The sequence below is a fragment of the Paenibacillus sp. ISL-20 genome (assembly GCF_018613005.1).
Taxonomy (GTDB): Bacteria; Bacillota; Bacilli; order Paenibacillales; family Paenibacillaceae; genus Paenibacillus_AQ.
In genome coordinates this window covers 114,106-139,063 of record NZ_JAGGRD010000026.1, presented here as the reverse complement: position 1 = coordinate 139,063, position 24,958 = coordinate 114,106, and the positions used below count along the sequence as shown (strand labels likewise).

At 50.4% G+C, this 24,958-nt stretch carries 23 protein-coding genes; 17 read left to right on the top strand and 6 right to left on the bottom strand.

Annotation, left to right across the window (positions count from 1 at the left end; translation table 11 throughout):
* Position 1: 1 nt before the first annotated feature.
* From J7E85_RS17065 to ald, 10 genes are all read left to right on the top strand, one after another.
* Positions 2 to 838, top strand: coding sequence for an ABC transporter permease (locus J7E85_RS17065; protein ID WP_215159741.1), 837 nt, complete (start codon positions 2 to 4; stop codon positions 836 to 838).
* An 8-nt stretch (positions 839 to 846) separates the two neighbouring features.
* Entirely contained in the window at positions 847 to 1,857 is a 1,011-nt protein-coding gene (locus J7E85_RS17060; RefSeq protein WP_215159739.1) for an ABC transporter ATP-binding protein, read from the top strand.
* A complete protein-coding gene (locus tag J7E85_RS17055; protein ID WP_215159737.1) occupies positions 1,844 to 2,644 on the top strand; it encodes an ABC transporter ATP-binding protein in 801 nt (266 codons plus the stop codon). The genes J7E85_RS17060 and J7E85_RS17055 overlap by 14 nt, the downstream gene beginning before the upstream one ends.
* A 309-nt stretch (positions 2,645 to 2,953) precedes the next feature.
* Positions 2,954 to 5,356 (top strand): sensor histidine kinase, encoded by a 2,403-nt coding sequence (locus J7E85_RS17050; RefSeq protein WP_251035777.1) that lies wholly within the window; start codon positions 2,954 to 2,956, stop codon positions 5,354 to 5,356.
* A 57-nt stretch (positions 5,357 to 5,413) separates the two neighbouring features.
* Complete coding sequence (locus J7E85_RS17045) at positions 5,414 to 6,079, top strand: response regulator transcription factor (protein ID WP_215159733.1); 666 nt, start codon at positions 5,414 to 5,416, stop codon at positions 6,077 to 6,079.
* Positions 6,080 to 6,295: 216 nt separating this feature from the next.
* Positions 6,296 to 6,418 carry a hypothetical protein gene (locus J7E85_RS34590; protein ID WP_256720554.1) on the top strand — a complete coding sequence of 41 codons (123 nt, stop codon included), beginning with the start codon at positions 6,296 to 6,298 and terminating at the stop codon, positions 6,416 to 6,418.
* 6 nt (positions 6,419 to 6,424) lie between these two features.
* The gene (locus tag J7E85_RS17040; protein ID WP_215159731.1) at positions 6,425 to 8,422 is read left to right on the top strand and encodes a methyl-accepting chemotaxis protein; all 1,998 of its coding nucleotides are present in this window, start codon (positions 6,425 to 6,427) and stop codon (positions 8,420 to 8,422) included.
* A 177-nt stretch (positions 8,423 to 8,599) separates the two neighbouring features.
* Complete coding sequence (locus J7E85_RS17035; RefSeq protein ID WP_215159729.1) at positions 8,600 to 9,520, top strand: AraC family transcriptional regulator; 921 nt, start codon at positions 8,600 to 8,602, stop codon at positions 9,518 to 9,520.
* A gap of 107 nt (positions 9,521 to 9,627) precedes the next feature.
* Entirely contained in the window at positions 9,628 to 11,127 is a 1,500-nt protein-coding gene (gene melA / locus J7E85_RS17030) for an alpha-glucosidase/alpha-galactosidase (protein WP_215159727.1), read from the top strand.
* A gap of 291 nt (positions 11,128 to 11,418) precedes the next feature.
* Positions 11,419 to 12,537 (top strand): alanine dehydrogenase, encoded by a 1,119-nt coding sequence (gene ald / locus J7E85_RS17025; protein ID WP_215159725.1) that lies wholly within the window; start codon positions 11,419 to 11,421, stop codon positions 12,535 to 12,537.
* Between the two features lie 162 nt (positions 12,538 to 12,699).
* Here the strand turns inward: ald and J7E85_RS17020 are convergent, their stop codons facing one another.
* Together J7E85_RS17020 and J7E85_RS17015 are read right to left on the bottom strand one after the other, a co-directional pair.
* A complete protein-coding gene (locus tag J7E85_RS17020) occupies positions 12,700 to 13,392 on the bottom strand; it encodes a pseudouridine synthase (RefSeq protein ID WP_215159723.1) in 693 nt (230 codons plus the stop codon).
* A gap of 155 nt (positions 13,393 to 13,547) precedes the next feature.
* Positions 13,548 to 14,108, bottom strand: a complete 561-nt coding sequence (locus J7E85_RS17015) for an SLOG family protein (protein WP_215159721.1) — start codon at positions 14,106 to 14,108, stop codon at positions 13,548 to 13,550.
* Between the two features lie 127 nt (positions 14,109 to 14,235).
* On the opposite strand from J7E85_RS17015, the gene J7E85_RS17010 reads away from it, so the two are divergent.
* Entirely contained in the window at positions 14,236 to 15,105 is an 870-nt protein-coding gene (locus J7E85_RS17010) for a DUF6612 family protein (protein ID WP_215159719.1), read from the top strand.
* A gap of 155 nt (positions 15,106 to 15,260) precedes the next feature.
* Here the strand turns inward: J7E85_RS17010 and J7E85_RS17005 are convergent, their stop codons facing one another.
* Both J7E85_RS17005 and J7E85_RS17000 read right to left on the bottom strand, forming a co-directional pair.
* On the bottom strand, positions 15,261 to 16,286 hold the full coding sequence (locus J7E85_RS17005; RefSeq protein ID WP_215159717.1) for a DUF4871 domain-containing protein: 1,026 nt from the start codon (positions 16,284 to 16,286) through the stop codon (positions 15,261 to 15,263).
* Positions 16,283 to 16,801, bottom strand: a complete 519-nt coding sequence (locus tag J7E85_RS17000; RefSeq protein ID WP_215159827.1) for an RNA polymerase sigma factor — start codon at positions 16,799 to 16,801, stop codon at positions 16,283 to 16,285. Before J7E85_RS17000 ends, J7E85_RS17005 begins: the two co-directional genes overlap by 4 nt.
* 156 nt (positions 16,802 to 16,957) lie before the next feature.
* Between J7E85_RS17000 and J7E85_RS16995 the strand changes: the two genes are divergently transcribed.
* A complete protein-coding gene (locus tag J7E85_RS16995; RefSeq protein WP_215159715.1) occupies positions 16,958 to 17,461 on the top strand; it encodes an LURP-one-related family protein in 504 nt (167 codons plus the stop codon).
* A gap of 44 nt (positions 17,462 to 17,505) precedes the next feature.
* On the top strand, positions 17,506 to 18,021 hold the full coding sequence (locus tag J7E85_RS16990; protein ID WP_215159713.1) for a mismatch-specific DNA-glycosylase: 516 nt from the start codon (positions 17,506 to 17,508) through the stop codon (positions 18,019 to 18,021).
* A gap of 220 nt (positions 18,022 to 18,241) precedes the next feature.
* On the opposite strand, the gene J7E85_RS16985 is transcribed toward J7E85_RS16990, so the two are convergent.
* A complete protein-coding gene (locus tag J7E85_RS16985) occupies positions 18,242 to 19,096 on the bottom strand; it encodes a 1,4-dihydroxy-6-naphtoate synthase (RefSeq protein ID WP_215159711.1) in 855 nt (284 codons plus the stop codon).
* The gene (locus J7E85_RS16980; RefSeq protein ID WP_215159709.1) at positions 19,093 to 19,803 is read right to left on the bottom strand and encodes a futalosine hydrolase; all 711 of its coding nucleotides are present in this window, start codon (positions 19,801 to 19,803) and stop codon (positions 19,093 to 19,095) included. Before J7E85_RS16980 ends, J7E85_RS16985 begins: the two co-directional genes overlap by 4 nt.
* 186 nt (positions 19,804 to 19,989) lie before the next feature.
* Here J7E85_RS16980 and J7E85_RS16975 point away from each other — a divergent pair, with 186 nt between their 5' ends.
* The 4 genes from J7E85_RS16975 (at position 19,990) to J7E85_RS16960 (ending at position 24,958) form a co-directional block, all read left to right on the top strand.
* Positions 19,990 to 20,589, top strand: a complete 600-nt coding sequence (locus J7E85_RS16975; RefSeq protein WP_215159707.1) for a TetR/AcrR family transcriptional regulator — start codon at positions 19,990 to 19,992, stop codon at positions 20,587 to 20,589.
* 226 nt (positions 20,590 to 20,815) lie between these two features.
* Complete coding sequence (locus J7E85_RS16970) at positions 20,816 to 21,823, top strand: substrate-binding domain-containing protein (RefSeq protein WP_215159705.1); 1,008 nt, start codon at positions 20,816 to 20,818, stop codon at positions 21,821 to 21,823.
* Positions 21,804 to 23,747, top strand: coding sequence for a cache domain-containing sensor histidine kinase (locus tag J7E85_RS16965; RefSeq protein WP_483311323.1), 1,944 nt, complete (start codon positions 21,804 to 21,806; stop codon positions 23,745 to 23,747). The genes J7E85_RS16970 and J7E85_RS16965 overlap by 20 nt, the downstream gene beginning before the upstream one ends.
* The gene (locus J7E85_RS16960; RefSeq protein WP_215159702.1) at positions 23,744 to 24,958 is read left to right on the top strand and encodes a response regulator; all 1,215 of its coding nucleotides are present in this window, start codon (positions 23,744 to 23,746) and stop codon (positions 24,956 to 24,958) included. The genes J7E85_RS16965 and J7E85_RS16960 overlap by 4 nt, the downstream gene beginning before the upstream one ends.

Below are 24,958 nucleotides of genomic sequence, written 5' to 3'. Positions count from 1 at the left end.
TATGAATAGTTCCTTCCGCATATTGATCAAATCGCCAAAGTTTATGTTCGGAGCCTGCATGCTGCTAGCTATGATCGGCATGGTGCTGATCTACCCGCTCTTTAACCGCAATGACCCGCTGGAGATGATCGCCCTGGCGTACCAGCCGCCGGATTCGAAGCTGCTGCTGGGGTCGGATAACTTCGGCAGGGATTTATTTCTTGAACTGATCTACGGCATTCGGACCTCTTTGCAGGTGGGCCTCATTGCCGGAGTCTTTGCTACCGTGATCGGTCTTGTGATCGGTTTAGCCTCTGGCTACATCGGAGGCATGATCGATAATCTGCTGACCGCGATCACCAATATCTTCATCGTGATTCCTTCCTTTGTCATCCTCATTCTGATCTCGGTGAGCATCGATTCGCGCAGCTCATTTGTCACGGCTGTCATCATCGGCATTACCAGCTGGCCCTGGACGGCCAGGGCTGTGCGTGCGCAGACATCCTCGCTCCGCAACCGGGATCACGTGAATATCGCGAAAATATCCGGGTACAGCACGCCGCGCATTATCATCTCGGAGATTTTGCCATACATCGCTTCCTATGTTGTCATGGCCTTCGTGCTGCAGACGGCATCGGGCATTCTGTCCGAGGCTTCCATCTCGATGCTGGGGCTAGGACCGTATAACACGATCTCCCTTGGCATCATCATGAACTGGGCGCTCGTATTTGAAGCACCGGTTGCCGGCGCTTGGTGGGCCTTCATCCCGGCGGCGGTCTCCATCGCCATCATCACCTTCTCCTTGTACATGATGAACACCGGCATGGATGAAATATTCAATCCGAAGATTAGGAGCTGATGGGTGTTGTGAGCACAAATATACTGGAAGTTAACGAATTGAAAACCTATTACCGTACCCGGTTGAAGGAGCATGTGTATGCCGTGGACGGTGTGAGCTTCTCACTCGAGAAGGGGAAGACGCTTGGCATTGCCGGTGAATCCGGCTGCGGCAAATCGACTCTTGCGCTCAGTTTGATGGGATTCTATTTTCCACCGCTGCATTTTGGCAGCGGCTCGATTGTCGTAAGCGGTACGGACATCATGAAGCTTGGCAAGGAACAGCTCCGTTCCCAGGTGTCCGGAAGAGAGATATCATATATCCCGCAAGCTGCTATGAATGCCCTGAATCCTACGCTCAAAATCATTCATTTCGTCGAGGATATTATGAAGGAGCATCGCCCTGAGCTGAACAAGAAGCAGGTGTGGGAGATGGCGGCGGAACGGTTCGAAACCTTGAATTTGTCAACCAAGGTGCTGAACTCTTATCCAAACGAGCTGTCAGGCGGCATGAAGCAGCGGACGGTTATCGCGATCTCCACCATTCTGAATCCCAAAGTGCTGATTGCGGACGAACCGACCTCGGCGCTGGACGTAACCTCGCAGAAAGCGGTGATCAAACTGCTGAAGAGTCTGCTGGATCGGGGCTATATTCAGTCTCTGGTATTCATCACGCACGAGCTGCCGCTGCTTTATCACGTAACGGATGACATCATCGTCATGTATGCAGGGGAGATCGTGGAACGCGGGACCGCAGAGCAAATGATTTTTGACCCGATACACCCGTATACAAAAAAGCTGATGGGTTCCATCATTGTGCCGGAGGAAGGCATGAAAGGCCATAAGCTGGCCGCCATCCCGGGGACCCCGCCTAATTTGAAGAACGTGCCGGAGGGCTGCCGGTTCGCGGATCGCTGTTCCTATGTGCAAGACGCCTGCCGGAAGGGAAAGATTGCGAGCCAGACCGTGGAGGATCGAATGTATCGCTGCATCGTAGAACCGGGTGTGCTTAAGGAGTGGTATGCGAATGAAGAAGAATGATGTCCTGATTCGGGGAGAGCATCTCACGAAGGTATTCGGTTACGGGAAGCAGAAGACAACTGCCGTGGAGGATGTCAGCTTTACCTTCCATGAAGGCGAAATCATATCGATTGTCGGCGAGAGCGGAAGCGGCAAAACGACACTGGCCAAAATGATCATGGGCCTGCTGAAGGAGAGCAGCGGTACGATTGAGTATATGGGCAAGCCAAGGCAACTGAAGCGGCACAGAGACCGCAAGCGTTATTGGAAAAACATTCAGGCGATCTTCCAGGACCCGTTCTCTTCGTTCAATCTGTTCTACAAAGTCGAGAAGCTGCTGCTCGATTGCATCAAGCTGCAGGGTGATAAACTGACGAAGGAGGAGCAGTTCCGCAAAATGAAGGAAGCGTGCTCCTTCGTCAACCTGAAATTTGAAGAGCTGCACAATAAATACCCGTTCGAACTGTCCGGCGGGCAAATGCAGCGCCTGATGATTGCCCGGATCTTCATGCTTCATCCGAAGCTGCTGATTGCGGATGAACCGACCTCTATGGTTGACGCATGCTCACGATCCACGATACTGGATATGCTCTTGAAGCTGCGGGATGAGAACAACATGACAATTATTTTCATTACCCATGACGTAGGGCTTGCTTATTATGTAAGCGATACGCTGTATATTATGGAACAGGGGAAAGTCGTGGAGCGGGGACCGGCGGAAGAGGTGATCTTGAATCCGCAGCATCCTTATACCCAGCAGTTAATTTCAGATGTGCCCAAGATCCATTCCGAGTGGGATTTGGCATGAGCGACGTGTACAATGGAAATCTCATGATGGAAATGCCCGAAGCGAAATGCCGCTTCGGGCTTTACTTTCTTTAGAACCCCTTTTGCTTCGTTTATTTTCGTGGATATGACACTCCGAATCGTTACGCAAAATTTCTCTGTTCTTGATCTTCGCATTTGTGAAGGATCTGCCGATAAATGATATGGCTGCCATTTGCTTCATCCCGCAGCTCGCATTCGGTATACCGCATAGCATCTGACGTGACTGCGTGTATGCTTCATAAGGAGATCATCAAACATCATGTGTATTTACTTCTTGGGGGCAACCATCTTGGTATTAGTCGCCCTCACCATCACATTCTGGATTTTTTTGTTCAAAAGTGCATATCAGCGGAAGTTAAGCCATCAGGCCTTGGACATGGCCGAAGGCAGATTCCGACTGCTTGATGATATGCTGCTTACGCTTGATGTTGGCATTTGGTCATACGATTTCGGCACAAGGAGTATCCAAAATACCTCTTTGGCTTTTCATAAAATTACAGGTTATTCACATCGTGATTTCGCGGACGGTCTTTCCTGGGAAGAGCTGATCCATCCAGAGGATATGACGTTGTTTCGATCATTGGTCGACAAACTTCGACAAGGCGAAACCGTTCATACCGAATACCGCATTATTCATGCGGAGGGCGATGTTCGCTGGGTCCAAGTGAAGATGATTCCGATGATGAATGAATCCGGGCAAATGATCCGTACAGATGGTATTGCCGTTGATATTAGCACACGTTTCCGCATGGAGGAGGCGCTGTATGATATTACGGAATGCAAGAAGATGGAGCAAGCGCTCAAGGAAAGCATGAACCGGTATCGCAGGCTGGTAGAATTATCTCCTATTGCCATTGCAGTCTGCAAGGATCGCAAGCTGATGTACGTGAATCCCGCCGGACTTCGGATCCTTGGGGCGGCTGGGCCCGAGAATATCCTGGGCACCAATCCTTGGGATTGGGTGCTGGATCCCTATGAGGAGTGGGCACGCAAACGGCTCGCGCAGCTTATTCGAACAGGGGAGGTCGTTCCCGAGGAATTATCCATAAAACGAGTTGACGGAGAGCGAGTCGATGTCGTGGCAACGGCCCTGTATGATGCGGAATCGGACGCGATTGAGATTTTTTTCGAGAATATTACCGCCCGCAAATCAGCGGAACGGGCCCTTATGGAAAGCGACCGAATCAACCGTCATATTCTGGATATCGCTCCTGTTGCGATGCTCCTGCACTCCGATTTTTCTTATATTTATGCGAACCCCGCGGGCTTTTCCTTATTGGGAATAACGGATATCGCACAATTAGCGGGAACTTCGCTCCAGGACATAATTCCCTCGGATCAGGTCGAGTTCGTGATTTCGGAGGTTGAGCATGTGTACGAAAGCGGGAATACCTCGGAGCTCACCGGGAACAAACTGGTCCGGCTGGATGGAACGATCATCGATATAGAGGCAATTACGACACCTATTCATTATATAGGTCATAACACGGCGCTTACCATTATTCGCGATGTTACGCGGCAGAAGCAGGCTGAGCGGGAGCGGATTGCGGCAGAAAGGTTAGTTCGGGAGAGTGAGGACTGTTATTTTAGGCTGCAAATGAGCCTGGATCAATTCTCTTCCGACCTTTTTGGGATGGTGAAGATCAGTGAATTGAACGCCCGTATCGTGCGGGAAATCAAGAAGGTGCTGGTGACGGATCGGGTGAGCCTCATCCAGATCAACCACCACAGCCTGCATATCAAAATCCAAGGGGGCCATAAAGATCTGCCGCAAGGTGTGCTTCATGCGATCCATACGTGCGGGCCCGAGCATATTCCGTTCTGTAAACTGTTTGAGATGTCTGACGGATATTTTGTCAAGATTGGAGAAATGAACGGGGATAGCAGCATTGTCTGCATTGGCGGTGAGGTTCCCTTGCTCAAGATTCAGGCCAAAAAAATATGGCTGGAGACCATTACGCGCTATGCAAGTGTCCTGTACGATAACTTCCGCGTCATTGAGGATTTGACGAGGGAGCTGGAGAAGCTGGATTCATCCCAGCAGATCATGCCGCTGTGGCTGCTGCGACTGATGCTGCATTTATCTGAAAATGAGCGGAAGCGATTGTCCCAAGATCTTCACGATGCTGCGCTCCAGGAACAAATTATATGGTACAGGAAATTAAATCAGATTACATCGGATCATGAGCTGCCGGAGCAACTGCGCCCACAGCTGGAGGAAATCGAACAGGGGCTTCTGGATGTGATTTATCAGATTCGAATTACGTGCAACGAGCTTCGCCCCCCGTTGCTCAAGGAGGAGGGTTTGGAACGTTCGCTGGAGGCATTGTTTGAATTTACCCAGCTCCGCACCAATTATTCCATACAGTTCGACTGCTCGAACTTCGATGATGATATCAGTGACGATCACTTGATTGGATTGTACAGAATTGTCCAGGAGCTGCTGGCCAATGCCACGAAGCATTCCAACGCGACCGAGGTAAGACTCCGTTTGTCCACTCAGTGTGATGAGGTCAATCTTAGCTATGAAGATAACGGGATTGGGATCGATTTGAACCAGAAACCGGATCAATTCAACCATATGGGGATCGGCGGCATGAAGGAAAGGGTGAGAAGCATGAACGGTAAAATCCAGTTCGACTCATCGGAGAGCGGGGGGGCGGCTGTCTATATATCCATAACAGCAAAGTAAGCATTCCACCGGCAGTGAAGCAGTCAAGATACCAGATTGAAGGAGCCATGAGTGACAATGATCGAAATTTTATTAGTGGATGACCATCCCTCGGTGATGGAGGGAACCAAGGTGCTGCTTGAGCAGGAAAAGGATATGTTCGTGAAGCTTGCGAATACGCCGGAGCAGGCGCTGGAGCTGGTGAGAACGTTGCATTTTGACGTAATGCTGATTGATATGCACATGCCGGGCATGAACGGAATTGATTTGGCCAAGCAGATCCTCCAAATCGTTCCGAATGCGGTGATGCTGGTTTATACGGGTTTTGAAGTCAGCAATCATTTTAATTTGATTATGGAGGCCGGACTGGCTGGTTTTGTCTCGAAAACGTCGGGCAAAGAGCAGTTGGTAACGGCTGTTCGGTGTGCACTGCGAGGGGAAGTTGTTCTGCCGCTGACACTTGTGAAGCAGCTCCGCCGTGTTACCGCAAATGGTCTGGAACGGACAGCAGGGGCGCCGGGAGCCCAGTCTATAACTGATAAAGAATATAGTATTCTTAAGGAAATCGCTCGTGGAAAGAGTAACAAAGAGATTGCGGGGATGGTGATCATGAGCCAGCGTTCACTGGAGTACTGCTTAACCAATCTGTTTCAAAAGTTGAATGTGAAGTCACGCATAGAAGCTGCACTGAAGGCAAAGCAGATGGGAATCCTCTCGGATTCGGATTTTGTCCAGCTGGGCTGACCGGCTAGCTCTCTTTAACGTTTCACATCATAAAGTATGTTTACCTCGACATGACACGAGATAGATTCGCTATTATTCGACAATATCCGAAAGGTAATCCGCAAAATTTTTGCGTGAGCACGCAAGAGAATTTCGGTTACGAACGGTAAGTAAGTGTATATGCTTATGTTACAGGATGGATGTAGTCTGTAAGTAGGAAGGGTGGTAACCTGCGGCATGACAAAGGACCTATTTGAATATGGTGTCGATGACCTCTTGTCACCGGAAGAGATTGAGGAAGTTTTGGCGCAGCTTGAAGAAGAGTGGAATGAATTTAACAGCCGGAAGAAGCGAGGGTGACTTATAATGAAACGATTGAAGTCTTTGAAATCTCTGTTTGCAATGAAACTCCAGAGTCGTATGCTATTTATTATTTTGGGGTCGATTACGATTTTTCTAGCTGGCATGATGACGTATATCAGTATGACTACAACGGAGGAAGCTCTGGATTCGGCCAAGACGCTTGCGGTGACAACGAGTGAGAAGATTGGCACGCTGGTACAAGCAGAGCTCGACGATGTCATGAGCTCCGCACGAACATTAGCTGTAAGCTTTGTTGGAATGAAAGGGACCGATACCACAAATCGCGCAGCCGTTAATGAAATACTTAAAAGAAATCTGGAAGACAATCCGTCCTGGAAAGGGATCTGGACCTTATGGGAGCCGGATGCCTTTGATGGCCGGGACAACGAATACAGAAACAAACAGGGCAGTGACCAAACGGGGCGATTGATGTCCTACTGGGCAAGAACGGAATCCGGCCTGGAACGCTCCGTAATCGAGGATTACGAGCACGAAGGGGAAGGTGACTTCTATCTCCTGGCGAAGAACAGCGGGAAAGAAATCATTATGGATCCGTACGTCTTCAAAGTAGGCAATGAAGATGTCATGATGACATCGCTCGTTGTTCCGATTATCGATAACGGAAAAACTGTCGGCGTGGTTGGCGTTGATATATCCCTGGCACATTTGCAAAGCGTAATGGAGCAATTCCGATTGTTCGACACGGGGTATGCGCATATTTTTTCGAATACCGGTGTGATCGTAACGTCGCCGGAGGACGGGTTAATGGGGCAGACGTTGGAGGAGACCTATCCTGGCAAGACGGTTCCCCTTATCCTGGATGCGATTCGGGAAGGGGATGTCTATACTGAGGAAGATTCCGAGCTGTACAAGCTGTATACCCCGATTAAGACCGGATTGACCGAAACGCCATGGTCTGCTGCTATCATTATCCCGATGGATGAGATTACGGCAAATTCGGATGCGTTGATTATCTCTATTATCGTTGCCGGACTGATCACGCTGGCGGCCATGGCGGCTGTCGTGGTCCTGTTAACGAGATCCATCGTGAAACCATTGGGCATTTCCGTTTCCATCGGAGAGTTCATGTCGAAGGGAGACTTCACGCAGGAGGTGCCTGCAGCTTATCTTCGCAGAGCGGACGAGATCGGCACGTTATCCAGAGTATTCGCGCAGCTGCTGGAGAGCATGCGAGAGATGATCGGCAGAGTGAACCTGAACGCTTCATCGGTAGCAGCCGCTTCACAGCAGCTGTCGGCTGGTGCCGAGGAACTGGCAGTTGGAAGCAGCAGTCAGGCTGAATCCGTGCAAACGGTCAGTGAATTGTTTCATGAATGGTCCAACGCTATTAATTCCGTTGCGAGCGATGCATCAGCAGCATCCGAGCTTGTAAACCAGACCTCTGGCATTGCTTCAGAAGGAAGTGGAATCGTTCAGCAGTCGGTAGAAGGCATGAATCGGGTACGGGAGCAGGTTGCCAAGCTCGAAGCTGATTCCCAGCGAATTGGCGAGATCATTGAGGTGATCGACGATATCGCCAAGCAGACCAATCTGCTTGCCCTTAATGCCACGATCGAGGCTGCCCGTGCCGGCGATCAAGGAAGAGGCTTCGCTGTGGTGGCGGATGAAGTGCGTAAGCTAGCCGAACGTAGCGGAGGAGCCACGAAGCAGATCGCCGATATCATCAAGGGCATGCAGAAGAATACGGCCAATAGCGTAGAGGCGGTGAATCTAGGCGTCATCCACACGGAAAAAGCCGGTGAAGCCTTTGCCTACATTACAAGCATGGTGAATGAGTCTGCCGGTAAAGTAATGGATATTGCAGCTGCCAGCGAGGAGCAGGCAGCCCAGGCTGCCGAGGTGGCGACCGCAATTGAAACCATATCTTCGTCGACGGAAGAAACGGCGGCTACAAGCGAAGAATCGGCTGCAACAGCACAATCGCTTGCCGAGCTTGCCGAAGAGTTAAACCATACCGTATCGGCCTTCAAAATCTCGTAGCACCACTGGCATATTGATGATAAGCTTGGCCTAAGGGCCAGGCTTTTTTTCATGCATGGCATTGGCGGTTTCTATGATTCGGTGTGATTACATTCGCCTCTGAGAAAGTACGGCGATAGATGTTTTTGCTTTAAATTGGAATGCTGCACGGCTCGGACGAAGGGAGGAACATGTGTTGTGAATGGCAGCTTGTTTCAGCAGATGTTAGAAGAGGGGGATTATGTCCCGCGCTTTTACGCCTATTACTATAAGCAGTGGATGGATTATGAAATGCCATACCATCAGCATGATTCAACCGAGATTATGTATATGATCCAAGGGGTGTGCCGGATTGACGTGAAGGTAGGCGATACGGAAAAGAGCGTCACGCTGAAAAAAGGGGAGTTTATGGTACTGGATGCCGATGTCCCGCATCGGTTAATCGTTGAGCAGGTGGTCTCCTGCCGAATGCTGAATGTGGAATTCGGGTTTACGGAAAGTGAAGGGAGGACGCTTTCTCTCAGGCAGATTGCAGGTGAGGAGCAAGAGGTGTCTTTTCTCCTGAATCGGCCGTTTCCCTACTTGGTGCTAGCGGATCAGGGGGAGGTGTATCCGGTGCTGAGGAGCCTCGTGCTTGAACTCGATCAGAGAGGGACGGAGGGTAGAATGATGACGCATATGCTGTTTATTCAGCTGCTTGTCTGTATCGCCCGTCTGTATGAAGAAAGGGAACGCAGTGAAATGCAGCAGAGCGAGTTCTATATTAAAAGAAGCGTCAATTTCTTGCATCAGAACTATGATCGCCATATTCAGGTAAAGGACGTTGCCGCCGAGGTGAATCTGCATCCCGGCTACTTGCATCGGGTATTCCGCAGAGGGACGGGCAGGACAATAACGGAGTATCTGACCATGATTCGAATGGAAAAGGCCAAAATGCTGCTGGAGCAGACGGATATCCCCATAGATGAAATATCGGACTATGTGGGTGTTGGCAGCAGGCAATATTTTCATATGTTGTTCAAGAAGAATACGGGAACCACGCCGGTGGAATATCGGCTGCGGAAGGATCGGAATTACTGGAAATACGGTGATCAGGATGCCAGATCAGATAAGAAGTGAGGATTTTTGACTCAGAAGAGTCCAAGAGGTCATGATTTTGATAACGCTTTCTACCACTCGATTGCTACAATAACTACAATCTAATTTGCAGCTAGGGAGTGGATAGAATGTCGTTCAAGGTTGCTTTTATTGGCGCGGGCAGCATCGGCTTTACCCGGGGAATTCTGCGTGACTTGTTGACTGTACCGGAATTTAGGGATATCGAGGTCGCTTTCACCGACATCAGCCAGCATAATCTGGATATGGTCACGGAATTGTGTCAGCGGGATATTACCGAGAACGGGCTATCAATTGTGATCCAGTCCACCACGGATCGAAGACAAGCCCTGCAGGATGCCAAATATGTCATCTGCACCATTCGCGTGGGCGGACTGGAGGCATTCCGTACGGATGTGGACATTCCGCTGAAATACGGCATCGATCAGTGCGTGGGCGACACGCTCTGTGCAGGCGGCATTATGTATGGCCAGCGGGGAATCCCTGAGATGCTGAACATTTGCCAGGATATTCGCGAGGTGTGCGCACCAGATGTACTGTTGCTGAACTACTCGAATCCCATGGCTATGCTGACATGGGCATGCAATCAGTATGGCGGCGTGCGGACGATTGGATTATGCCATGGCGTACAGCATGGGCACCACCAAATCGCCGAGGTTTATGGCTTAAAGAAACAGGAAGTCGATATTGTCTGTGCCGGCATTAATCATCAGACCTGGTATATTCAAGCCTCGCATCAAGGCAAGGACTTGACTGCTAGACTGCTGGAAGCGTTTGAACGACATCCAGAGTACAGCAGGACAGAGAAGGTTCGCATCGATATGCTGCGACGTTTCGGATATTACAGCACCGAATCCAACGGCCATCTAAGCGAATATGTTCCTTGGTACCGTAAACGGGCGGAGGAAATTACGGAGTGGATTGACCTCAGCAGTTGGATAAACGGAGAGACAGGCGGATATTTGCGAGTCTGTACCGAGGGACGCAACTGGTTCGAGACTGATTTCCCGAACTGGATGCAAGATCCGGCTATGGAGTACACGCCGGAGCACCGGGGAGAGGAGCATGGCTCCTACATTATTGAAGGCTTGGAAACCGGCCGGGTATACCGGGGACATTTTAATGTGGTGAATGAGGGCATTATCGCTAATCTGCCGAATGATGCAATCATTGAGACGCCGGGTTACGTAGACCGCAACGGTATTTCCATGCCGCATGTAGGGAATTTGCCGTTAGGGCCGGCTGCGGTGTGTGGCGTAAGCATATCCGTTCAACGGCTGGCAGTCGAAGCGGCGGTTCATGGAGATGACAAGCTGCTTCGTCAGGCATTTATGATGGATCCGCTGGTTGGAGCGGTATGTAATCCGAAGGAAATCTGGCAGCTGGTCGATGAAATGCTGGTAGCCGGTGAAGCATGGCTTCCTCAGTACGCGGTTTCGATCACTGAAGCGAAGGCGCGTCTAATATCCGGCAATCTGATCCCCACCCGTCCGTATGAAGGAGCAGCCAGACTCAAGGTGAAGACGGTGGAGGAGATGCAGCTCGATCGGGAGAAGGCGAACAAAAACGCAGGTGAATCCGACAAAGGGAAGGATCGCGAAAAAGGTTAAGCTGGTTTCACATTAACGAAGGGATCAAACAACAGAAGTACTTAGAGTTTTCATGAATGCGCATGATACAAACACTTTGGTGAGGATGGTATAACGGACAAAAATCCGTTATAATCCCTCTGTCAGAAGTGTTTTTTTCTGTATGCAGTTCATCTTTTATCTGCATATACTACGGATACATAGAGATAAATTCGGATGGACAATCCCTGACCTTAGACAGGTACACAGTTTGGGTAAAAATGGTTACAATTCAATTAGATAGGCAAAGTTCACCATTAAGGAGGCATGGGGATGATAATTGGGGTTCCCAAAGAGATCAAAAATAACGAAAGTCGTGTAGGCATGACGCCGGGTACAATCGTCAGTTTTAGAAATGCCGGGCACGAAGTGCTTGTACAATCCGGGGCTGGTCTTGGGATCGGTTTTACGGATGAAGCTTACAGAGCGGCTGGAGCCAAGGTGGTTGCATCGGCTGCAGAAGCGTGGAAAGCCGAGATGGTTGTGAAGGTGAAGGAACCCCTGCAGGAGGAATATGAATACTTTCAAGAGGATATGATCCTATACACTTATCTGCACCTAGCCCCCGAGCCGGAACTGACCAAGGCGCTGGTTGACCGTAAGGTGAGTGCCGTTGCTTATGAAACGATTCAATTGACGGATGGCAGCCTGCCGCTGCTGACACCGATGAGTGAAGTGGCAGGAAGAATGTCCATTCAAATCGGGGCGCATTTCCTGGAAAAAGCGCATGGTGGCAAGGGTGTCCTTCTAAGCGGTGTACCTGGAGTTGCCCCAGGCAAGGTTGCTGTTATCGGAGGCGGCATCGTAGGCACCAACGCGGCAAGAATTGCGCTGGGTCTCGGTGCGGACGTCAGCATCCTCGATATTAATCCCGGCCGACTTCGTCAACTGGATGATCTGTTCCAAGGGCGGGTTAAAACGATTATGTCCGATCCGTATCACATTGCAGAAACGGTAAAGGTCGCCGACCTTGTCGTGGGCGCAGTATTGATCCCCGGTGCACGGGCCCCGCGCCTCGTAACGGAAAAGATGGTAAAAGAGATGAGTCCGGGATCCGTCATCGTGGATGTGGCGATTGATCAAGGGGGCTCCATCGAGACGATTGACCGGATCACCACGCATGACAACCCGACCTACGAAAAGCATGGTGTTATTCATTATGCTGTAGCCAACATGCCGGGCGCCGTAGCCAGAACCTCCACCATGGCACTGACCAATGTAACGGCACCCTATGGGCTGAGAATAGCAAGTAAAGGACTCCGGTCTGCCGCACGTCATGATAAAGCGCTTGCCAAGGGCATTAATGTCATCGACGGCAAGGTAACCTATGAAGCGGTTGCGGCGGCTCATGGGTATGCGTATACCAGCATTAACGATTATTTGCTGGCATAGAAATAATATGTTTTAAGCATGTAGAGCCATTTTTCAAATTTGACACGATACCGGGGTTTATGAAGTAAACCTTAGGAATGGCTTTCGTTGGCCGGCGTGGACAAAGTTGAAAAATGGCTTTTGTATGTTGGCTTGTTGTTCCTACCACGAGTTCACCTTCGCCTAGTTCAACATGAACAGGAGTTTATGTAGTTCGGCTTCCTGCAAATGCCTCCACTCCCCCCGTTCCAGTTGATCCAGTGTAATATTCATAATCCGAATACGCTCCAGCTTCAGCACTCTGTACCCCAAGGCTTTACACATTCTGCGGATTTGCAGATTAAGACCCTGTGTCAAAATAATACGAAATACATCTTCGCTTTGCCTATAGACCTTGCATGGTTTGGTTATGACGTCCAGGATTTCAACACCTTGAGACATCGCTTGCATAAATTCGTCCGTAACGGGTTTGTCCACAGTCACCACATATTCTTTCTCATGATGATGTTCTGAACGCATCATTTTGTTCACAATATCTCCGTCGTTCGTAAGTAAAATCAAACCTTCAGAGGCTTTATCCAGCCTTCCAATGGCAAAAATGCGCGATGGATAGTTAACAAACTGAATAATGTTTCCCGCGACATGTTCTGCTGCCGTACAGACAATACCGATAGGTTTATTGAGAGCCAGGTAAACCGCTTCCCTATCCTGATGAGGAATTTCCTTCCCATCTATTAACACAATATCGTGCAGTTCAACGTCCGCCCCTTTTTCACATACCTTGCCATTGATCGTGATGCGTCCGGCTGCAATCAATCGGTTGGTTTCTCTGCGCGAGAAAACTCCCGTTTCGCTTATATATTTGTTAATTCGCATGCTCCACCGCTTCTCATGTGTAATATTGCCACAGGTTCATTTGTTAGTTGATATTCTCTTTTCCTTGATTTTTGTGGAATGTTGCATAAAATGATTAATTTCGATAATCCATCAGAGAGGCAGCGGATCGAAGTGGTAACCGGGGAGCAGCAAGCCTAGTAAAAATCCTCCGACATGTTCTCTTCGTCTGCAACAGCCTGTATCTCCTCCGAACCGATGCTGATGAAGCGGTAACCGTCCGCTGCCTGCTTCTTCAGCGCACGTTCTTTGATGAACTTGGGGCTGGCTTCGCCGCCATCTTCGTCATACACGAGCAGAATGCCATCGGTCTTGCGGAGTAACAGATCGTCTCTGGCCGTAAATTGCCACGGCCCCTGATAGGGGCTCTTGCTGACAGGCGCATAGAAGTCTACCCCCTTCATCAATTCCTGAAAATAAGCTTTTTTATCGTCGTTCCATTGCGCCTCGGGATTCTGATAGGCGGTCAGAATAGAGCATCTCAGGTGAGGGTATCGGGACTTTAGTTCTATAGCTGCTTCAACGGCCCACAAGTCCACGCCATACTGACCGGGCGTGATAACCCACTGAAGACCTTCCTCGAGCAGCGGAATCAAGCGGTTGGCAATCGCTTGACGTATATAAGGAATGCCTTGGTGTTTGTTGTTGTAAATACCGAGTTCATGAGCTCGATATCCGGTAACAAGAATGTTTTCCAATTGTGCACACTCCCTGACAAAGAATAGGTCTAGTGTACCGTTTTCTGAAAAATTGATCAATATTTGTCGCAAATCGTATAGAATGGGATGAGTAATCTTGGAATACATATTTTAGGAGGAAATTCGATTGAAGAAGTGGACAGCAGTATTACTAGGGGCAATTTTGGTAATGAGCATGACAGCATGCGGAAAGGACAACAAAGCAGCAGACGACGCCGCAACACCGCCAGCAGCGGAACAAGGGACGAGCGAGACGCCGCCTGCTAAAGAAGAACCGAAGAAGGATGCTCTTCCAACTGCTGACGAGCTTCTTCAGAAGTCGGCTGAAGCTTCTAAGAATTTGAAGAGTTTTGCGATGAAAGCCGATGTTAAACAGCATATCGTAGTTGAAGGCGAAGAGAAGCAGGAGCAAGATGTTAATATGGCGCTTGATTCGGAACTTACGCTCGAGCCGGTGGAGATGATGCAGAACATCGTGATGGATTCTCCGGAAGGCAAGATCGAGATGAAGCAGTATATAACGGAAGACGGTATCTACATGCTTATGGATGGTCAATGGATGCAGGTTCCGAAGGAATCGGAGCAGGAGATTCGCGACAGCCTGGATCCGAGCAGTGCAAGTCCGGAGCAGCAGGTAGAGCAGTTCAAGACTCTCGCTAAGGACTTCAAAGTAACGGAGGACGGAGACTCATACGTTCTGACGGCGGATGTCTCCGGCGACAATCTGAAGGAGCTTGCCAAGTCCATGATGAGCCAAGCGGGCAACGATCCGCAGATGGAAGCCATGATGGATCAAATGGATATCAAGAGCATCCATATTGTTTATGGCGTACAGAAGGAATCTTACCTGCCTGTAACAACCGATTTGGACATGGTGATGGCAATGGAAGCCGAAGGTCAGAAAGTATCCTTGGATATGAAAATGAAGAGTACTTACTCCAAGCATAACGAAATCAGCAAGATCGAAGTGCCGAAGGAAGCATTGAACGCGGAATAATGCTATTTGACTGATGAAATAAGCGGAATATGAAATTTATGATATTCCACAATGAACAGGCTGCCCCGGTTCTGTAGATGCCTACGACCGGGGCAGCCTTATTTGATGAACTTCAGACTCGGATAGAAGTTCTGATAGGTTAGGGTAGTGAAAGCTTAGTCCTGATGTTTATCGACTTCCACAATGACGCTGCCAAACAGCTGACCGTTAATGGAGACCATAATACGCCATAGTCCTGGCGAAGGCAGCGACATGGAGGTTGGTATCGCTGCATCAGCACCGTTATGAGGATAAGGACTGATACGAGTTTTAAATACATCAACGATCTCGGTCGTACCTTTTTTCACGGCGGTGATCAGCAGATCCCCCTTCAATTCCTCGGCACGCCCCCAGAAATGCCACATGTATTTATTTGGTTGATTAGCGATAAATCCCGGATCAATAAAGCCGAGACGACCTTCCATGCCAGTTATGGCTGTAGGAGGAAACTGTGAGGACGTGCTGCCTGCCTTTTCGGAGTCTTTAGAAGCAGCCAATAAGAAACTCGGACTCGGCTCCCAGCTGCTGTCCGGCACATCGACCACGATATCGCCGTATTTCTCTTGATTCACCATCACGTCGAAACGCCATAACCCCGAGAGCGGTAGGGCGAAGCGGGAAGAGACCCGGGTGAAGTTATCGTATGCCATATCGGAGGTAATCTTCGTCTCGACAAGCTCTTCAAGGGTAGTTCCCGTATCCCGGTGTACGGCGGTTATGCGGATCGTTTTCCCTTCAAGCGCTTGAATTGGGGTTAACAGATTCCACCAGGCACCGGCCGGAGAGCCGGCGGTAAAATCACCACCCTGGACCGCCTGAAGTTTATCTACTCCATTCTCCGTGTATACGTTGCGGGGAGTCCACTTGGCAGCATACCCCAAGCCCTTGATCGGGATCATCCGTTGAAGCGCAGGGGACTCGCGCCATCCCCATACCGTCGCTATTAGAAGAATCATGAATGCACTTGCGGTTATAACACGCAGACGTGTTGGAGACCGCCGTTTTTTTCGATTCTTTACAGAGCCGTTAGCAGCGCTGTTCATTACACTGGATTTCATCTTCTCGGTGAACATCGGCTCGTTGAATGGAGAAGAAGCGAGTTCCTGTATCCAATCGGGCGGCAGCTCTTGTTCGGTCTTCACTGGACATCCTCTCCTTTCAACATCTTCTCCATTCGAGCACGAGCTCGGTGCAGTCTGGATTTGATCGTTCCTTCGGATATGCCAAGCAGCTCCGCCATTTCTTTTCGCGGCAGCTGGTAATGGGATTCAAGGATGAGCACCTCGCGGTATTTGGGCGGCAGCTCCATCACGTATTTCCAAATCTGCAATACGGCAGCAGCATCCATAAACTCTTTTTCCGCGGAGGGTTCAGTCTGCATGGAGGTTACCCAGCCGGTTAAAGACACCCTCGTCATAAAGGAAGATTTGAGATAGTTCAGGGAAAGGTTACGGGTGATGGTTAACAGCCATGTTTTGACAGAGCTTCGGCCCTGAAACTCATTCCAATGCTTAAATGCACTCAAGAATACGTCCTGACTGATATCATCAGCCGCATCTTTGCGTTTTGTTAGGAAGAACGCATAGTTCCACACGTCCTGGCCGAAGGACTCCATCAAATCGCTCAGCACCGTGCTTGCTTCATTTACGGCCACCATTTGTTTCAGGTACTCCAATCACATCACCTCAAATATTAGACAATTGAACATAGGATTGGTTCCCAGATTCCCCCCAAAAAATTTGAAACAATTTAACGTGCAAATCGTTGTAATGAGTAACAGGTATGCAGGGAATCGAGGAAGGGGAGAAGGCGTGTGCATTTGTATTTTAAGGATAACTTTTTTAGCTCGGGTATAACAGATATTATGGATAGGGAAGGCAGTGTAATAGGAAGTCTGGATTTGAAGAGCGCTTTCGGCTCCTCGCTGGACGTGTATAACGCTTCGGGAGATCCGGTATGCAGCGGCTCGTTTCGTTTCTTCTCCAACAAGTGGCATATCGTGAGCGGCAGCGGGGAAGAGCTGGGCGTGCTGCGTATGCGTATGAGCTTTTTTACGAAAAAATTCGAATACAACGCGGGATCGCGGGGCGTATACGAGATCACTTCGCCTGCTTTTTCCAATGAATATGAAATAATGGATGATGCCGGAAGGGGAATCGCCCATTTTTCCCGTATTAGCGGCTGGCTTCAGGCCGGAGCCTATATGCTGGAGAATGAGAGCGACGTCCTTGGAGACTGGGAGCTCGTGACCGTGGTGATGGGCATTCACCAAATACGCAAACGCAACAACAGCGCTGCCGCATCGAGCTCTCATTAAGTTGTAGGTTAACCCAGAATAAGACGATGATAGGAGGAGTCAGAATGAACGAAGTCAGCGATCATCTCGATTATGGATTGACTGTTGTTTTTATCGGATTTAATCCTAGTTTGCGATCGGGGGAGGTCGGACATCATTATGCCAACCCGCGCAACAATTTTTGGAGGATTCTGCATAAATCCGGGTTGACCCCTCGCTTATATGAAGCCTCGGACGATAGGGAATTGCTTAAACTGGGATATGGATTTACCAATATTGTAGCAAGGCCCACACGGGGGGCCGAAGATATTACCCGCGAAGAGTACAAACTCGGAAGAGAGACGCTGCGGGAGAAGCTGGCGGAGTACAGACCGGAGGTTGCCTGTTTTGTCGGCAAGGGCGTGTATACCGAATTCAGCGGTAAAGCAAAAGCGGATTGGGGAATTCAGCCGGACTCCGTCGTGGACGGCGTTCAGGAGTTTGTTGCTCCTTCTTCCAGTGGACTGGTACGAATGCCCATGGATGAGATTATCGAAATTTATCGGCGATTGCATGATTTTATATCGAGGCATGAGTTCTGAACAGAGGAGTTGGACAAGAACCATTCATGAGGATCATGAAAAAGAGGAGCGTCCAGGAGACCCGATTTGTCGGACTCCTGGTGCTCCTCTTTGAACATAGTATACATAAGCTTTCAGCGGAAGCTAAATCTTCCGATTACCGTAAGAAAACTCTATCTGTGGTTTGTCTTCTATTGAAAATACATCCATAGAGAATATATTTAGTGGTTAGGTTGCCACATCATGGACGCTTCAGCAGCGCGGGATCGATCCGCGGCACAAGCCCTTCATCGGCTGCACGGTTCAGCAGGGCTGAAATCGCGGCATAGCCGTCTTCGCCCAGCTCTGCGGTAAATGGATTGACGTACAGGTCGATGTGGGCATCGGCGACATCCGGGTCCATTTCCTGAGCGTGCTGGAGGATATAGGCCCGAGAGTCCTCGGGATGTTCCCAGGCATATTCGACAGAGGAGCGGATCCAGTTCGAGATGCTTGCCAGATCCAGTGACCTGCGGGCAACAATCGCTCCCAGAGGAATAGGCAGATTTGTATCGGATTCCCACCAGCTGCCCAGATCCGTCATCAGCTTCAATCCATAGGACGAATACGTAAATCGTGCTTCGTGAATGACAAGCCCGGCATCGATCGCTCCATCCCGGACAGCCGGCATAATCTGATCAAACGGCATCACCACGATTTCGCCGAGCCCTCCAGGTATATTCTGTGCGGCCCACAGACGGAACAACAGATAAGCCGTGGAGCGCTCGCTTGGAACGGCTACCCTCCGGCCAGACAAATCCGCAGGGCTGGCTGGTGTTTTTCCGTCCGTGAGCTTGTCCGCTGTCAGAACGAGCGGTCCGCATCCGCGGCCAAGTGCTCCCCCGCAGGGCAGGAGGGCATATTGATCCAGCACCCAAGGCAGCGCGGCATAGGATATTTTTAAGATATCATGATCTTGATCTTCGGCCGCCCAATGATTGGTGATATCGATATCCGCGTAGGATACATCAAGCTTGGGGGCGCCTGGAATCCGTCCGTGAACCCAGGCATGAAATACAAATGTGTCGTTGGGGCAAGGGGAAAAAGCGATTTTCATCGTAACACCTCCGGTAGTAATGAACTTGCGGTCTCAAGCGCCTGCAGCGCCTCCTTGATCTTCCATGCACTGCGGTCCCGTGGGCCGACCTGATTGGATATGGAACGGATTTCGAGCACGGGCACACCAGCTGCAGCGGCAGCGGTTGCCACGCCGAATCCCTCCATCGCCTCGGCTGCGGCGTCTGGCACCCGATGGAGGAGGCGTGCGGCCGTAGCTGCTGTTCCCGTCGTGGTGGAGACCGTCAGGACAGGCCCGAGGGTTACGGCTGCGCCGGCAATCTTTAAGGCCTCCGCAAGTTTGCGGGCAGAGGCTGGATCTGCCTGCACCCGATCCATTCCGAAGCCAAGCTCCTGGACGCTGCTGAAGCCGTCCTCGGTTTCAGAACCGAGATCAGCGGCAATGATGGTGTCCGCAATGACGATGGAGCTAACCTCAGCCTGGCCGGCAAATCCTCCGGCGATACCTGCACTGACAACGAAATCATAGGTGCCTTGAATCAGCTGGCGAGCAGTCGCAGCAGCGGTAGCCGCGGGACCGACTCCACCCGCGATGACATCAAATCCATGTGCGCGCTTAAGCCCGCGTTGCACGGCTTCTTTTTCGGCATCGACTGCCGTAACAATAAGCACGCGCTTGGAAGACGGGTCTGGCAAGTTATGTGACTCGGTCATATCCACCGAGTTGGATTGGGTATGTTTCTGCATGTTATTAATCTCCTTATTGGCTGTAACGATAAACATCGTTATCCTTTTACGTTATAACGTTCTTGATGCGATGTAAAGTGTCGTGCATGTAAGGCTGGACTTTATGTGTAGCAGTAACTTTCCGATATAGAGTATAATGGACGGTAATTTACATACATCATGATTAGATTCGGAGGTTGGATAGCTTTGCGTAAGAAGGGTGCGAACGGACAGGAAAGCCGGGCTAGACTACTGATTGTCGCTGCCAATGAATTTGCAAAGTCAGGATACCATCAGACCAAGATCAGCACCATCGTTTCCCGGGCTGGATTGACGCAGCCGTCATTCTATTTGTATTTTGAGAGCAAAGAAGCCGTTTTCAAGGAGTTGGTGGAGAAATTTCGCTCTGAGCTCAAAATCCTGCTCGAGGGAAGCAGATTGGAAAGCGGAATTGATGAGGAGCATGTGACCGGTCGTTTGCAGAGCGTGCTGACGGGTTTGTTCTCGTTTCTTGGCAAAAATCCGGACCTGACACAAATTGGTTTTTTCATTGGGAATGACGCTGTCATCGTAAAGTCTGAAATGGTAGCCATGATTGAGCAAAATCTGAAAGCTGAGCAGCGGGACGGGTACTTTGACGGAGATTCCGATATGCACATCGTTGCGGAGTGCTTGGTCGGCGTCATTGAAAGACTAACCTCACAGCAGCTTCTGACAAACAAGCGAACTCCTGAGGATCTTGCGCGTCACGTAGTGAGTTTATTTATGCATGGTATTAGCATCTATCCGGCTAAGCGGGCTACATAAGGCAGTGAAATTTAATGTACAAAAATAAGAAAATTAAAATATCAGAAACAGGCTGTGATATGGTTAGGGTTAACCGTGGACGGCCTGTTTTTTTGCTGCTGTTCGGAGCCGAATTTCAGCAAGGGTTTGATCTTTTTCAAAGAATTGCAGTATATTCATTATACGTTATGTAACCGATTGCAACTGGAAATGGCGAACGAAGGATCAAGGATCGGGGGATTTAATCATGAAGAAAATGATGCTGGTGTACGGTGCGCTTCTATTGGCTTTTCTTACCTATGTGTTCATGTACAGACTGGAGGACAAGCGTTCTTCTGCTTGGGAGGAAGGCGGCCTGCACGGCAGCATTGGGGAGAATTATGTCATGGTGACTTTTCAATCCGGCATGGAATATTGGAAAAATATATTAAAGGGTTTCGAGGATGGAGGGGATGCTCTGGGCGTAACTGTCGATTACCGAGGATCTACACAATATGACGTGGAGGAACAGATCACCGTTCTGGAACAAGTGATTGCCAAAAAACCTGCCGGTATCGCCTTGTCGGCCATCGATTCCAAAGCGCTGACGTCGACGATTAATAAAGCCGTGGAAGCTGGAATACCCGTCGTGCTGTTCGATGCGGATGCACCTGACAGTAAGGCCTATTCTTTCCTGGCGACCAATAATTACAACGCTGGCGTTGCAGCCGCGGACAAAATGGCGCAGCTTCTCGGCCGGGAAGGGGAGATCGGGATTGTTACCCAGCCCGGGCAGCAGAATCATGATGACCGTTCCGAAGGCTTCAGGGACACTTTAGCACATCGATATCCGGGCATGTCCGCGGTGGAGATCAGGGAAGGTAAAGGGGATACCCTCGTTGCCAAAGAGGCTGCTGCAGACCTGCTGGACAAGCACCCGGATCTCAAAGGGATCTTCGTAACGGAGGCCAGTGGCGGAATGGGCGTGGCGGATGCTGTTATCGGCGCGAATAAAGCGAACCGGATTACCATCATCGGATTCGATACAAATAAAGGGACGCTGGACCGGATTTCCGATGGAACCATCGCGGCAACGATCGCTCAGGGGACGTGGAACATGGGCTATTGGTCACTGCAGTATTTATTTCATCTGCATCATGGTCTTACCGTACCGGCCCCGACGCTCGGCAATGACGTGTCTCCACTTCCGACAAGGGTGGACACCGGGATCTCGATTGTGACCCGAGAGAATGTGAATGATTATTATGCAAAATAGAATCAGAGCGGAATCCTGGCGCGAAGGCATCTCGCGATGGCTGCGGTTCGGGGATTTACCGCTGAGATACAAGCTGGTCATCTTGTTCCTTATGGTTGGCATCCTGCCCTCAATCGCGCTGGGCGTCCTCGTCAATTGGACGGTTAACCGCATTGTGGATCAGCAGGTAACCTCGAACACCATTCAATTGATCGGAAAGGTCAATCAGACCTTGGACAATGATATGGAGAATCTCCAGAACATTACGTATTTGATCGGATTTGACCCGCGCACGGAGCGATTTCTGCAAGGGGAAATCCAAGGGGATAAGCCGGCCGCAGGAACCGAAGATACGGGTAATTCCGGCCTGCAGTCGTTCTCGGTGAAGCAGGACAATGAGGAAAATTATGAGATTAAGCGGTATCTTCAAGGCTTCACGACGCTGTACCCGGAAATCGCCTCCATTCTTCTGGTCAATCGCGACGGGGAATACATCAGTAACGAAATGTATGCGCGCGGTCCCGCCAGCTTGACGGAGGAAGCTTGGTACCTTGAGGCTGCTTCAAATGAAGGAATCTTTACAGTGCTCGGGCATCCGGCAGATCGTAACGTCACCACCCATGTTCATTATGGCAACGAGGAGCTGGTGTCGGTCGTTCGCTCGTTTGTGAATCCGGATACGAGGGAAGTAACCGGAGCGGTATTGATCGATTTGAAGCTGCGGGCGGTTGCGAGAGCGGTCCGGGATGTTACGCTTGGAAAAAGCGGATATTTGATGGTGGCCGAACCTGGCGGCTCTAGCATCTATAAGCCGGAGGATTCCATCATTCCGTCCATACCGCCTTCGTGGTTTCCGGAAGAGGACAGCGGTGCTTTCATCCGTGAGTCGAACGGAGAGCGGCTGCAATTGATATACGGCACGTCCTCCTTTACCGGCTGGCGGACGATCGGCGTATTTCCAACCAGCGAATCGGTGTATGAGGTCCGAGAGATTCGATTTTATATGATTTGTTTCTTGTTTGTGGTGTGCTTGTTTGGCATAGCTGCATCCTACACGCTTTCACAGTCGATATCCAGACCGATCTGGCAACTCATGTCCTTCATGCAAAAAGCAGAATCCGGGGATTTGACGACCCGTTACTGGGGAAACCGTCAGGATGAGGTGGGCATGCTTGGACGCAGCTTTAACCGCATGCTTCTGCAGATCCGCAAGTTGATGAAGCTGAGCGAGCTCCGGGAGAAGCAGAAGCGCGAAGCGGAGCTGCGCAGCCTACAGGCCCACATTAAGCCGCATTTTCTGTACAACACACTGGATACGATCCATTGGATGGCCCGCAAGAAAGGGGCGGACGATGTATCGGATATGGTGGAATCCTTGTCGAGGCTGTTTCGGATCGGACTCAGCAAAGGGGATGATATCATCTCCATGTCCGACGAATGGATGCATATCAGCAGCTACCTGCAGATACAGAAGACGCGTTACCGCGACAGGCTGCAGGTTGAGATGGAGCTTTCGCCTGAGGCTGAGAAATTATACGTGCTGAAGCTCCTTCTGCAGCCGGTGGTGGAAAACGCGATATACCACGGCATTAAGGCCCGGAGAGGACCGGGGCGAATCTGGCTCAAAGCTGATGTCGAGGGGAATGTGCTGGTGCTTGCCGTACAAGACGACGGGGCAGGTATGTCCAAGGAGCAGCTGGAGACGCTTCGCAATCAGCTTGACGATCCGGTAACGGCCATGGAGACGACTCAGGGAGAAAGGGTAGGCGAAAGTCGCAGCTATGGCATGCTGAATGTGCAGGCACGCATCAAGCTAACGTTCGGCGATGAGTACGGAATCGCAATTGACAGTATAGAGAACGAGGGAACCACGGTAATGATTACGCATCCGCTGCTGCATACCGCCCCTTCGTCCTCCAATCATGATGGGAGAGACAGGCTATGAACAAAGCGTATCAAGTCCTGATTGCTGACGATGAGCCGATTATCCGTGAAGGAATTCGGGATGCGGTGGATTGGGAGGCTCTTGGCATGGAGGTGGCTGCTGAAGCGGAGGATGGCGAGGAAGCGCTGGAGCTTGCGCTCAGCCGGCTGATCGACATTATGCTGGTCGATATGAATATGCCATTCCTGGATGGCATCGGGCTCATGAAGCGGATGAAGGAAGAACGTCCCGAATGCCGGTTCGTCATTATTACTGGCCATGACGAATTTGCGTATGCGCAGGAAGCGATCCGGCTCGGGGTTAAGGATTATATATTAAAGCCGGTGAATGCGGATCACCTGATTCGAGTGCTTGGAAGCGTAAGGGATGAACTGAATGACCGGCAAATCCAGGAGAGTTATCTGAAGAAGGCCTCCGAGCAAATCGAGAAGAATATTCCGCTGCTGCGGGAACGATTCTGCTTGGAATGGATGCATGGCCTGCTGGATGAGGAGGAGGCGCTGGAGCAGCTGGAGTTTCTCGGGCTTCCTCGTAGTAATCCTACTCAGGTCGGCATCGCCAGATGGCCGGAGATGACGGCTCCGCAGCCTTTGATGAAGGAAAGCGACCGGCAGCTGTATCTGTTCGCGATGGAGAATATCATTTCCGAGCTGATCCATCCCGCTCCTTGTGTTTTGTTCCGTGATCATACAGGATGGATTGGCATCTGTTTATGGGGTGAGACGGATGTGGAAATCGCAGCCGATGCCGAGCAATCCATTCAGAAGTACTTGAAGCTGACTGTCAACGTTCATATGGAGTTTGTATCGGAAGGAGCGGGGGCGGTTGCTGCAGCCTATGAGGCCTGCCGGGATGGGGTGTTTAAGGATGCGCAGCTGTCTCCGTTAGTACGGCGGGCCCGGCAGCTCATCCAGGAGCAGTATGCCGTTCGGGAGCTGACGCTGGAATCGTTTGCCCAGGCGCTGCAGGTTTCGCCAGTCTATCTGAGCCGAACGCTAAAGAAAGAACTGGGCACGTCCTTTATTACACTTATGACCCAGACGCGGATTCAAAAGGCGATTCAGCTGCTTAATTCCACCGATCTGAGTATCCTGGACATCGCGGAGCGGGTGGGGTATGACAGCCAGCATTATTTCAGCACGGCTTTTAAGAAGGTAATGGGGGTATCACCGAACCGATACCGCAAAGGGGCGACGGTTCAGGAAGAGTAG

Bases quoted from the DNA above. Each gene is read 5' to 3' on its own strand.
- J7E85_RS17065 (WP_215159741.1), top strand. From the start codon at position 2: ATGAATAGTTCCTTCCGCATATTGATCAAATCGCCAAAGTTTATGTTC.
- J7E85_RS17055 (WP_215159737.1), top strand. From the start codon at position 1,844: ATGAAGAAGAATGATGTCCTGATTCGGGGAGAGCATCTCACGAAGGTA.
- J7E85_RS17045 (WP_215159733.1), top strand. From the start codon at position 5,414: ATGATCGAAATTTTATTAGTGGATGACCATCCCTCGGTGATGGAGGGA.
- J7E85_RS34590 (WP_256720554.1), top strand. From the start codon at position 6,296: ATGACAAAGGACCTATTTGAATATGGTGTCGATGACCTCTTGTCACCG.
- J7E85_RS17040 (WP_215159731.1), top strand. From the start codon at position 6,425: ATGAAACGATTGAAGTCTTTGAAATCTCTGTTTGCAATGAAACTCCAG.
- melA (WP_215159727.1), top strand. From the start codon at position 9,628: ATGTCGTTCAAGGTTGCTTTTATTGGCGCGGGCAGCATCGGCTTTACC.
- ald (WP_215159725.1), top strand. From the start codon at position 11,419: ATGATAATTGGGGTTCCCAAAGAGATCAAAAATAACGAAAGTCGTGTA.
- J7E85_RS17020 (WP_215159723.1), bottom strand. From the start codon at position 13,392: ATGCGAATTAACAAATATATAAGCGAAACGGGAGTTTTCTCGCGCAGA.
- J7E85_RS17000 (WP_215159827.1), bottom strand. From the start codon at position 16,801: ATGGTGGCCGTAAATGAAGCAAGCACGGTGCTGAGCGATTTGATGGAG.
- J7E85_RS16990 (WP_215159713.1), top strand. From the start codon at position 17,506: ATGAACGAAGTCAGCGATCATCTCGATTATGGATTGACTGTTGTTTTT.
- J7E85_RS16985 (WP_215159711.1), bottom strand. From the start codon at position 19,096: ATGAAAATCGCTTTTTCCCCTTGCCCCAACGACACATTTGTATTTCAT.
- J7E85_RS16980 (WP_215159709.1), bottom strand. From the start codon at position 19,803: ATGCAGAAACATACCCAATCCAACTCGGTGGATATGACCGAGTCACAT.
- J7E85_RS16970 (WP_215159705.1), top strand. From the start codon at position 20,816: ATGAAGAAAATGATGCTGGTGTACGGTGCGCTTCTATTGGCTTTTCTT.
- J7E85_RS16965 (WP_483311323.1), top strand. From the start codon at position 21,804: ATGATTATTATGCAAAATAGAATCAGAGCGGAATCCTGGCGCGAAGGC.
- J7E85_RS16960 (WP_215159702.1), top strand. From the start codon at position 23,744: ATGAACAAAGCGTATCAAGTCCTGATTGCTGACGATGAGCCGATTATC.